Origin of the sequence: Dactylosporangium fulvum (assembly GCF_025137375.1) — a bacterium.
Taxonomy (GTDB): Bacteria; Actinomycetota; Actinomycetes; order Mycobacteriales; family Micromonosporaceae; genus Dactylosporangium; species Dactylosporangium fulvum.
Window position 1 is genome coordinate 1,503,853 of the sequence record NZ_CP073720.1, and the last position, 10,587, is coordinate 1,514,439.

At 72.8% G+C, this 10,587-nt stretch carries 8 protein-coding genes; 7 read left to right on the plus strand and 1 reads right to left on the minus strand.

Annotation, left to right across the window (positions count from 1 at the left end):
* Nucleotides 1–151 precede the first annotated feature (151 nt).
* The gene (gene mce / locus Dfulv_RS07035) at nt 152–628 is read right to left on the minus strand and encodes a methylmalonyl-CoA epimerase (RefSeq protein WP_259861820.1); all 477 of its coding nucleotides are present in this window, start codon (nt 626–628) and stop codon (nt 152–154) included.
* A 73-nt stretch (nt 629–701) separates the two neighbouring features.
* Here mce and Dfulv_RS07040 point away from each other — a divergent pair, with 73 nt between their 5' ends.
* From Dfulv_RS07040 to Dfulv_RS07070, 7 genes are all read left to right on the plus strand, one after another.
* Nucleotides 702–1,889 carry an acetyl-CoA C-acetyltransferase gene (locus Dfulv_RS07040; protein ID WP_259861821.1) on the plus strand — a complete coding sequence of 396 codons (1,188 nt, stop codon included), beginning with the start codon at nt 702–704 and terminating at the stop codon, nt 1,887–1,889.
* Entirely contained in the window at nt 1,886–2,866 is a 981-nt protein-coding gene (meaB, locus tag Dfulv_RS07045; protein ID WP_259861822.1) for a methylmalonyl Co-A mutase-associated GTPase MeaB, read from the plus strand. Before Dfulv_RS07040 ends, meaB begins: the two co-directional genes overlap by 4 nt.
* A 44-nt stretch (nt 2,867–2,910) precedes the next feature.
* A complete protein-coding gene (locus Dfulv_RS07050; RefSeq protein ID WP_259861823.1) occupies nt 2,911–5,955 on the plus strand; it encodes an FtsX-like permease family protein in 3,045 nt (1,014 codons plus the stop codon).
* 110 nt (nt 5,956–6,065) lie between these two features.
* On the plus strand, nt 6,066–6,926 hold the full coding sequence (locus tag Dfulv_RS07055; RefSeq protein WP_259861824.1) for an ABC transporter ATP-binding protein: 861 nt from the start codon (nt 6,066–6,068) through the stop codon (nt 6,924–6,926).
* Nucleotides 6,923–7,573, plus strand: a complete 651-nt coding sequence (locus tag Dfulv_RS07060) for an ATP-binding cassette domain-containing protein (protein ID WP_259861825.1) — start codon at nt 6,923–6,925, stop codon at nt 7,571–7,573. Before Dfulv_RS07055 ends, Dfulv_RS07060 begins: the two co-directional genes overlap by 4 nt.
* 350 nt (nt 7,574–7,923) lie before the next feature.
* On the plus strand, nt 7,924–8,637 hold the full coding sequence (locus Dfulv_RS07065; protein ID WP_259861827.1) for an Asp23/Gls24 family envelope stress response protein: 714 nt from the start codon (nt 7,924–7,926) through the stop codon (nt 8,635–8,637).
* Between the two features lie 190 nt (nt 8,638–8,827).
* A complete protein-coding gene (locus Dfulv_RS07070) occupies nt 8,828–10,501 on the plus strand; it encodes an acyl-CoA mutase large subunit family protein (protein WP_259861828.1) in 1,674 nt (557 codons plus the stop codon).
* Nucleotides 10,502–10,587 lie beyond the last annotated feature (86 nt).

The following is a 10,587-nucleotide window of genomic DNA, read 5'->3' on the forward strand; positions in this document are numbered from 1 at the left end:
ACTCCTAACGTCCACGATTTCCAAGGGAAGCGTCGCCGGAAGAACGGGGGACGACTATGGGGAACGGCGACACATTCACGTGCGCCGAGGCGGACGTTACTGAACGGTAGCTAAATCAGGAACCGGCCTGTGAAGAACTCCACTGGCCTGCTCAGCCGTCCTTGCGCGAATCCGCGCGGAAGGGCTCCACCAGCTCCACGAGCACGCCGCCGGCGTCTTTCGGGTGCACGAAGTTGATGCGCGAATCCGAGGTGCCGCGGCGGGGCGTGTCATAGAGCAGCCGTACCCCGCGTTCCCGCAATGAAGCGCACGCGGCGTCGACATCCTCCACGGTGTAGGCCAGCTGCTGCATGCCGGGACCGTTGCGGTCCAGGAACTTGGCGATCGTCGACGAGGGCGACAGCGGTGCGAGCAGTTGCAGGCAGCCACCTTCGGTGGTGGGCCCGACGGACAGCATGGCCTCGCGGACGCCCTGCTCCTCGTTGACCTCTTCGTGCACGCATCGCATGCCGAAGACCCGCGCATAGAACTCGATCGCTGCATCGAGATCCGCGACTGCGATGCCGACGTGGTCGATCCGTAGGATGCCGATGGGTGAGATATCCAACTTCTGATCCGAGGTCTCCATGGCGATAGTCTGAACTGATCCATCGTTCAGGTCGCGACGCGGCGGCTGTGAACCATCTCTCGGAGGCCACCCGATGACTCAGTCCGTGATCGTCAACGGCGCCCGCACGCCGATGGGGCGACTGCTCGGCGCACTCAAGGACTTCCCGGCCACCAAGCTGGGCGAGGTCGCTATCAAGGCGGCGCTCGAGCGCTCCGGCGTCGCGCCCGACCAGGTGCAATACGTGATCATGGGGCAGGTGCTCCAGGCCGGGGCCGGCCAGATGCCCGCGCGCCAGGCGGCCGTCGGCGCGGGCATCCCGATGAGTGTGCCGGCCCTCACCATCAACAAGGTATGCCTGTCGGGCCTCGACGCGATCGCGCTCGCCGACCAGCTCATCCGGGCGGGTGAGTTCGACATCGTGGTCGCGGGCGGCATGGAGTCGATGACCAACGCGCCGCACCTGCTGCTCAACCAGCGGCAGGGGTACAAGTACGGCGACGTGGTGGTCAAGGACCACATGGCCCTCGACGGGCTCACCGACGTCTACGACCAGGTGGCGATGGGCGAGTCGACCGAGCGGCACGTCGCCCGCCTCGGCATCACCCGCGAGGTGCAGGACGCGTTCGGTGCCGCGAGCCACCAGAAGGCCGCCGCCGCGCAGAAGAGCGGCCACTTCGCCGAGGAGATCGTCCCGGTGGAGATCCCGCAGCGGAAGGGCGACCCGCTGCTGGTGACCGACGACGAGCAGATCCGGCCGGAGACGACCGCCGAGACGCTCGCCAAGCTCCGGCCGGCCTTCACCAAGGACGGCACCATCACCGCCGCCACCTCCTCGCCGATCTCCGACGGCGCCTGCGCCGTGGTCGTGATGAGCCGCAGGAAGGCCGAGGAGCTCGGGCTCACCTGGCTCGCCGAGATCGGCGCGCACGGCAACGTCGCCGGCCCGGACAACTCGCTGACCAGCCAGCCGTCCAACGCGATCAAGCACGCGCTCACCAAGGCCGGGCTCACCACCGACGACCTCGACCTGGTCGAGATCAACGAGGCGTTCGCCGCCGTGGGCGTGCAGTCGACCACCGACCTCGGCGTCGACCCGGCGATCGTCAACGTCAACGGCGGGGCCATCGCGCTCGGCCACCCGATCGGCATGAGCGGCGCCCGGCTCGCCCTCACCCTCGCCTTGGAGCTGCGCCGTCGCGGCGGCGGGCTCGGCGCCGCCGCGCTGTGCGGTGGCGGCGGCCAGGGTGACGCGCTGCTGCTGCGGGTCCCCAAGCAGTGACGGTCCGCCGCTCCCGAGACGTGCCGTCGCTCGTCGAGAGCGCCCGCGACGGCGACCCCCGGGCGGTGGCGCGACTGATCACCCTGGTGGAGGACGGCGACGAGGTGCTGCCGCAGCTTGCGGCGGCCCTCGCGCCGCACACCGGTGACGCACAGGTCCTCGGCCTCACCGGTGCGCCCGGCGTCGGCAAGTCGACCACGACCAACGAGCTGGTCCGGGCCTTCCGCAAGGCCGGACGGCGGGTCGGGGTGCTCGCCGTCGACCCCTCCAGCCCGTTCACCGGCGGCGCGATCCTCGGCGACCGCGTCCGCATGCAGGACCATGCCACCGACCCGGGTGTCTACATCCGCTCCATGTCCAGCCGCGGCCACCTCGGCGGGCTCTCCGCGGCCACTCCGCAGGCCGCCCGGGTGCTCGAGGGCGCCGGCTGCGACCCGGTGATCGTGGAGACGGTCGGCGTCGGGCAGGCCGAGGTCGAGATCGCCGGCCTCGCCGACACCACGCTCGTCCTGCTCGCGCCGGGGATGGGCGACGCCATCCAGGCCGCCAAGGCCGGCGTGCTGGAGATCGCCGACATCTTCGTCGTGAACAAGGCCGACCGCGACGGCGCCGACGCCACGTACCGCGACATCCAGGGCATGATCGGCCTCGGCGAGCGCGCGCCGGGGCAGTGGCGGCCCCGGGTCGTGCGCTGTGTCGCGGCCCGCGCCGAGGGCATCGACGACGTCGTGGCCGCGATCGACGAGCACCGCGAGCACCTGGAGCGCTCGGGCGAACTGCGCCGGAGGCGCGAGCAGCGGGCCGCGGCGGAGGTCGAGGCGATCGCGCTGGGCACCCTCCGTGCCCGCATGAAAGACCTCCGCAGCGGCACCGAACTGAGCTCCCTCGCTGCGGAGGTAGCGCACGGTCGACTGGATCCCTACGCAGCGGCAGCGGCCCTGTTGGCGCAACTCGACGCGGGTGAGAGGTCTGGCTAAGGTCTGCGCGTCAACCTTCCGCTAGACCAGCACAGGGGGCTCACTTGACGGCCTGGACCGTCATGTTGCGCGGTATCAGGCACCGGGCCGGCCGGTCGTTCGTGGTTTTCCTCCTCGCCGTCACGGCGACCACGGCGGCTGTCCTCGCTCCCACGTACAGTCGTGCCGCGCAGCAGTCGGTGCTCACCGACGGGCTGTCCGCAGCGTCCACCGACGCGACCGGGCTGACCGTCGGCGCCAAAGGCACCGGCGACAGCGCCGCCTTCATGGACCTCGCCGAGATCCGGCTCGCCATGAACACGGCACTCGACAAGGACAAACTGCTCGCCGACCGCCTCGACCTGCCGGTGGCCGCCGTCGACACGGAGGTCACCTTCGACGGGACGGGCGCCAAACTCGCCTATCGCGACAACGCCTGCACCCGGCTCGACATCGACGGGGACTGCCCGGACGGGCCGGGCCAGATCGCCGTCAGCAAGCGCACCGCCGCCGACCGGAAGCTCAAGCAGGGCGACGACCTCACGCTGCACCTCGGCCCGGCGGGCGCCGGCCGGGACAAGACCTTCCGGATCACCGGGCTCTACAGCCCGAAGGACGCCGACGCCGCCTACTGGGGCCGCACCGCGTACTTCAGCGCGGGGACGGGCGGTGCCGGTGAACACGTCGACTCGCTGTTCACGATGACCGAGGAGGACGTCCGCGCCGACGCCGCGGCCACCGTGTCGGCCCGGCTGGAATACCCGCTGCGTCCCCACCTGGTGCACCTCGACGACGTCGCCGGGCTGCGCGACGGCCTCCAGTTCCTCGGCGACCGCCTGCGCGGGCAGGAGCTGGAGGTCACCACGACGCTGCCGGCGGTGCTGCGCGACATCGACGCAGACCAGCGTGCGATCGCCCGCACGGCGCCCGTCGTGGCCGTACCGCTGCTGCTCCTGTGCTGGTTCGTGCTGTTCCTGCTCGTCGCGTCGCTCACGGAGGAGCGCGCGCCCGAGATCGCGCTCGCCAAGCTGCGGGGATACCCCGCCGGGCGGGCGGCGCGGTTCGGTCTCGGCGAGGTGCTGCTGCTGACCGCGGCGGCAGTCCCCGTCGGCATCGTCGCCGGGCTGGTGCTGGTGCAGGTCGCCGCCGGTGCGCTGCTCGCGCCCGGTGTGGGCGTCGAGGTCCGCTGGCCGGTGTTCGCCGCGGCCGGCATCGCGTTCGCCGCCGGGCTCGTCGCCGCCGTCCTCGCCGGGCGGCAGACGCTCGCCAGACCCGTGCTCGGCCTGCTGCGGCGGGTGCCCGAGCGGGGCGGCCGGCGGGCCGGCGTCGCCGAGGGGATCGTCGTGGCGCTCGCCGCGGCCAGCCTCATCGCCGCCGTCAGCGATCGCGGATCCCCGCTCGCGCTGCTCGCACCGCCGCTGCTCGCCGTGGTCGTCGGCGTGGCCGCGGCCCGGCTGCTCAGCCTCTGGTCGGCCGCCCGGCTGCGGATCGTGCGCCGCCGCGGCCGCATCGTCCCGCTGCTGTCCGCGGCCCAGCTGTCCCGCCGCCCCGCCGGCCAGCGGCTGGTCGTGGTCGTCACCGTCGCCGTGGCGCTGCTGTCGTTCGCCGCGACCGCCTGGGACGTCGCCGCGACCGCCCGGCGCGACACCGCCGAGGACTCCGTCGGCGCGCAACGGGTGCTGACGGTCAACGCCCAGCACCCGGCCGCGCTCGCCGAGGCGGTCACGAAGGCCGATCCCGGTGGGCATGCGATGGCGGTCGTACGAGCAAGCCAGCGCTTCGACAACAGCCCCGTCGAGCTGCTGGGGGTCCAGGCCGACCGGCTCGCCGGCGCGGCCGTCTGGCGCGGGCACTCCCGTGAGCAGGTGGCCGAGATCGCCGGGCGCCTGCACCCGGCCGCCCCCGACCCGCTGCGGCTCGGCAAGGACCTCGGCGCCGAGGTGTCCGTCGACACGCTGCCGGCCAAGCCGGCACTGCGCCTCGCCGCGATCGTCGCCGATCCCGGACAGCCGCCCCGGACGGTGACGCTGGGCCCGCTGGCCAAGGGCACCCGAACCTACCACGCGGTGCTGTCCGGCTGCGTCACCGAGTGCCGGCTGGTCGGGCTCGCCGTCGGCCGGGCCGCGGGCGGCAGCGACCCGTTCACGGTCACCGTCGCGGTGCGCGCGCTCTCCACCGACGCCGGCCCGCTGGCGCCCGGCTTCGACCTGGCCGGCCGCTGGCAGGCCCGGCCCGGCACCGGGAGCACCAAGGTGACGGTGCACGCCGGCGCGGCCCTCGGCGTCGACGTCTCCGGCAGCGACCCGGCCGACGCCGTCGTCGAGCACGTCGACACGCCCGAGGCGCTGCCCGCCGTCCTCGCCGGCGGCGCGCCGACCGACGACGCGCGGGCGGCGACGTTCGCGCTGCCCGGCTTCTCCGAGCAGCCGCAGCCCTTCACGGTCGCGGCGCGCACCGACAGCCTGCCCCGGGGTGGGCGGCACGGTGTGCTCTTCGACCTCGACTACGCGACCCGCATGGCCGAGCGCAGCGCCAGCCTTACCGACAACGGCGGCCTGCGGTACGAGGTATGGGCCGGCACCGGTGCGCCCGCGGACCTCGACCAGCGGCTCGCCGCGGCGGGGGTGCAGGTGCTGGCGAGCGAGACCATCGACGGCTATCGCGACCGGCTGGCCCGGCGGGCACCCGCGCTCGGGCTGTGGCTCTATCTGCTGGCCGGGGCCGCGGCGACCCTGCTGGCGATCGGTGTGGTGCTGCTGACCGCATACGTCGGGGTGCGTGCCCGGCTCTACGAGCTGGCCGCCCTGCGGGTCGCCGGCGTGCGCGCCGGTCAGCTGCGGCGGGCGGTCTTCCGCGAGTACCGTGCGCTGCTCGGCCTGCCGTTCCTGGTCGGCCTGGCGGCGGGTGTCGCGGGCGCGTTCGTGATGCTCCCGGGCATGCCGCTGGTGACCGTCGACGAGCCGACCGGCTCGTTCGCCTTCGAGCCGGGCATGGGCGCCCTTCCGGCGGCCGTCGCCGTCATGGTGGCCGGCCTGCTGCTCACCGTCCTGGTGGTGCTGCGCCTGCTCGGCCGCGCCACCCCGCTGCGGCTCAAGGACGGTGCCCAGTGAGCGGTCCGGAGCGGAGCGGAGGGGCCGCTCACCGGTTGGCGCTGCAAGGACTCGCGGTGCCGGAGCGGAGCGGAGGCAGCGTGAGCGGTCCGGAGCGGAGCGGAGGCAGCATGAGCGCCGGCCTTGCCGTGACGTGCCGAGGGCTGGTCTACATCTACCGGCTCGAGGGATACGACGTGGTCGCCCTGTCCGGCGTCGACCTCGACATCTCGGCCGGGGAGTCGGTCGCGCTGCTCGGGCCGTCCGGCTCCGGCAAGTCGACGCTGCTGTCGCTGCTCGCCGGGCTGCTCCCGCCGTCCGCGGGCCGGCTCACGGTCGGCGACCACGACCTGGTCCGGGCCACGCCGGCCGAGCTGCAGACGCTGCGGGCCAAGGACGTGGGCGTGGTGCTGCAGGGTGCGTCGCGCAACCTCCTGCCGTATCTGACGGCGGAGCAGAACGTGCGCTTCGCGCAGCGCGGCGTGCCCGCGGAGCGGCGGCGGGAGCTGCCCGAGCCGCGTGACGTGCTCGCGATGGTGGGCCTGACGGGGCGGGGACGCAACCGGCAGCGCCCGCAGCGACTCTCTCCTGATGAGCGCCAGCGGTTGGCGCTCGCCGTAGGGCTGGCCGGCCGGCCGGGCCTGCTGCTCGCGGACGAGCCGACCAGCCAGCTCGACACCCGGGCCCGCGACGAGGTGCTCCTCACCCTCGACACGGTGCGCCGCTCGGGCACGACCGTCGTGGTCGTGACCCACGACCCGGACGTCGGGCTGCGCATGGGGCGCACCGTCACCATCCGCGACGGCAGGGTCGGCGCGGAAGGCAGGCGCGGAGAGGACTACGCGGTGGTGGGTCGCGACGGTACGGTGCACCTGCCGCAGGAAGCGCTGCGCGTGCTGCCGCCGGGCACGCTCGTGGGCGTCGAGCCCCAGCCCGACGGCACCGTGCTGCTGGTGCCGGCCCGTTCGTCCGACGTGGAGGGTGTGCAGTGAAGACGTTGACGGTCGACGGCGTGACCGTGGCCTACGAGCGGGACCACCCCGTCCTGCGTGACGTGTCGGTCGTCGTGTCGCCGGGGCAGATCCTCGCCGTCACCGGGCCTTCCGGCGCGGGCAAGACGACGCTGCTGTGGGCGATGGCGGGCCTGCTGCGCCCGGCCGCCGGGGTCGTGTCGGTCGACGACACGCCGCTGCGGGACCGCGACCACGCCGTCGCCGAGCGGGTCGTGCTCATCCCGCAGGACAACGGCCTCGCCGCGATCCTCACCGCGCAGGAGAACATCCAGGTCGCGATGATCGCCGGCGGCGCCGCGCCCGCCGACGCCCGCCGGGCGACGGTGTTGTCGCTGGAGCGCCTGGGCCTGGCCGGCCAGGCCGACCAACTGGTCGAGGAGCTCTCCGGCGGCCAGCAGCAGCGCACCGCGATCGCCCGGGGCCTGGCCCTGCACGGCAACGTGGTCCTGGCCGACGAGGTGACCAGCGAGCTGGACGCGACGAACCGCCAGCGGGTCATGGAGATCCTCCAGGACGAGGCCCGCCGCGGCGCCGCGGTCGTCTTCGCCACCCACGACCCGGAGGCCGCGGCCGCCTGCGACCGCGAGTTGCACCTCTCCGACGGCGCCGCCGAACTGATCCGCTGACCGCTCGTTCGAACGCGGCGCACCCGCACCTCTCGGAGTGCGAGTGCGCCGCTCGACGCTGATCGGTGCACGGCTGTCGTCGCGGCCTTCTCGGGCGCCGTTCCGGGCTGCCGTGCCGTTGCCCGCATGGCACCTCCGTGGGGTCGGCCGTCCCGCGGGGCCTTCCTGCGCGGCCGACCTCTTCCGGGTCCGGACAGGCCTCCCGGTGCGGCCCAGCCGCCCTCGCGTTCGGACCGTGCTTCGATCGGCCGGCCTGAACCGCAAGTCGGGGTGTTCAGGGGAGTCCCTTGCCTGGCGGGCCGCGAGTACGCTCGGCGCGGCCTGAGAACAGGGACAGGGGAGAAGCAGACATGACCGAGGCGACGGCGGGCATCCCCGCCCGCACCGATGTGCACGATCCTGACATGACCGGCGAAACGCTCGCCGCCGTCGAGCCCGCCGCGTCGGCCGTCGTCCCGGCCCAGGGCGGCGCGCCGGCCGAGGAGCAGTCGCGCCTGCGTGCCGCTGCCGACGAGGCGGCCGAGCGGGTGACCACGTTCGCCTCCGACGCCGCCGACCGGGTCGGTGAGTTCGCGTCCTCCACGGCGGCCGCGTCCGGGCGGATCGCCTCGCAGGTGGTCGACCGCCTGCGCAACAACGCCGAGCTGGTCGCCGAGCGTGGCACCACCACGATCGCCGACGAGGTCGTCGAGAAGATCGCCGGCATCGCGGCCCGCGAGGTGCCCGGCGTCTACGACCTGGGCGGCGACGTCGCCCGCGTGTTCGCCGCCGTCCGTGACCGCATCGGCCTGGGGGAGTCGGAGGGCGAGTCCTCCGACCGCGGCGTGCACGTCCGCCTGGAGGGTCGTTCGGCCGTCGTCAAGATCACGCTCGTGATCGAGTACGGCTTTGTGCTCTACTCGGTGGCCGAGAAGGTCCGCACCAAGGTCATCGGGGCGGTCGAAAACCTGCTGGGCCTCGAGGTCACCGCGGTGGACATCGTGGTCGACGACGTCCACGTCGAGGACAAGGGCAAGGCGCCGGTCGGCGACGACGAGGCCCGCGCGGCCGACTACCGCCCATGACCGCCGTTGATCTTGTAGTTGTGATGCCTGGCAAATCCGGACATCGTGGGCGTGTTCCGGCGCCATAACTGCAAGATCGCGGCATGGCTGTGCGGGGGAGTTCTCGAGCGTGCGCCTTAGCGATCGTTCAGGTTGCCGATAGCATCGAGGGAGACGGAGAACCCGCCACACCCGAGGAGCGCCGACATCCATGGACGCCCACGAGATCGCCGAGGGACGTGCGCGCTGGCAGCGCCGCTACGACGAGGCCCGCAAGCGTGACGCCGACTTCACCACCCTGTCCGGGACGCCGGTCGAGCCGGTCTACGGACCGCCCGAGGGTGCCGACGTGCCCGGCTTCGAGCGCATCGGCTGGCCCGGCGAGTTCCCGTACACCCGGGGCCTGCACTCCACCGGATACCGCGGCCGCACCTGGACGATCCGCCAGTTCTCCGGCTTCGGCAACGCGCAGCAGACCAACGCGCGATACAAGATGCTCCTCGGCGCCGGCGGCGGCGGGCTGTCCGTCGCCTTCGACATGCCGACCCTGATGGGCCGCGACTCCGACGACCCGCAGTCGCTCGGCGAGGTCGGCCACTGCGGTGTCGCCATCGACTCCGCCGCCGACATGGACGTGCTCTTCGACGGCATCCCGCTCGCCGGCGTGACCACGAGCATGACGATCTCCGGGCCCGCCGTCCCGGTCTTCTGCATGTACCTCGTCGCGGCCGAGCGCCAGGGCGCCGACCTCGGCAAGCTCGACGGCACCCTGCAGACGGACATCTTCAAGGAGTACATCGCGCAGAAGGAGTGGCTGTTCCCGCCCGAGCCGCACCTGCGCCTCATCGGCGACCTGATGGAGTTCTGCGGCACGAACATCCCGAAGTACAAGCCGCTCTCCGTGTCCGGCTACCACATCCGCGAGGCCGGCGCGACCGCCGCGCAGGAGCTGGCGTTCACGCTCGCCGACGGGTTCGGCTACGTCGAGCTGGGCCAGAGCCGCGGCCTCGACGTCAACAAGTTCGCGCCCGGGCTGAGCTTCTTCTTCGACGCGCACATCGACTTCTTCGAGGAGATCGCGAAGTTTCGCGCGGCCCGGCGGATCTGGGCCCGCTGGCTGCGCGACGTCTACGGCGCCACCAGCGAGAAGGCGCTCTGGCTGAAGTTCCACACGCAGACCGCCGGCGTCTCGCTGACCGCGCAGCAGCCGTACAACAACGTCGTCCGCACCGCGGTCGAGGCCCTGAGCGCCGTGCTCGGCGGCACGAACTCGCTGCACACCAACGCGCTCGACGAGACCCTCGCGCTGCCCACCGACGAGGCCGCCGAGATCGCATTGCGCACCCAGCAGGTGCTGATGGAGGAGACCGGCGTGACCAACGTCGCCGACCCGCTCGGCGGCTCCTGGTACCTCGAGGCGCTCACCGACCGGATCGAGGCCGAGGCGGAAGCCGTCTTCCAGCGGATCCGCGACATGGGCAGCGACGGCACCATCACCAGCGGCCTCCTGCGCGGCATCGAGGACGGCTGGTTCATGTCCGAGCTCGCCGAGAGCGCGTTCCTGTACCAGCAGGCCCTGGAGAAGGGCGACAAGCGGGTCGTCGGCGTCAACGTGCACACCGGCTCCGTCACGCGCGACCTCGACATCCTGCGGGTCTCGCACGAGGTGGAGCTGGAGCAGCACCGGCTCCTCGCCGCCCGCCGCACCGGCCGCGACAACGCGCTGGTCAAGGAGCGCCTGGAGCGGATGGTCGCCGCGGCGCGTACCGAACAGAACCTGATCCCGGCGATGCTCGACGCGGCGCGGGCCGAGGCGACGCTCGGCGAGATCTGCGGGGCATTGAAGGACCTCTGGGGCGTGTACCGGGAACCCGCGCGCTTCTGACCCTTCCGCGTTACCGAATCGCAACGCAACCGGACTCTACCCCGGCTGGTCTACCTACGTACGACCTTGACCAACGGGGGAGGGTC

What these genes read in the sequence shown, in the direction of transcription:
- Dfulv_RS07040 (WP_259861821.1), top strand. Translation starts at nt 702, where the DNA reads ATGACTCAGTCCGTGATCGTCAACGGCGCCCGCACGCCGATGGGGCGA.
- Dfulv_RS07055 (WP_259861824.1), top strand. Translation starts at nt 6,066, where the DNA reads ATGAGCGCCGGCCTTGCCGTGACGTGCCGAGGGCTGGTCTACATCTAC.
- Dfulv_RS07070 (WP_259861828.1), top strand. Translation starts at nt 8,828, where the DNA reads ATGGACGCCCACGAGATCGCCGAGGGACGTGCGCGCTGGCAGCGCCGC.
- Dfulv_RS07065 (WP_259861827.1), top strand. Translation starts at nt 7,924, where the DNA reads ATGACCGAGGCGACGGCGGGCATCCCCGCCCGCACCGATGTGCACGAT.
- mce (WP_259861820.1), bottom strand. Translation starts at nt 628, where the DNA reads ATGGAGACCTCGGATCAGAAGTTGGATATCTCACCCATCGGCATCCTA.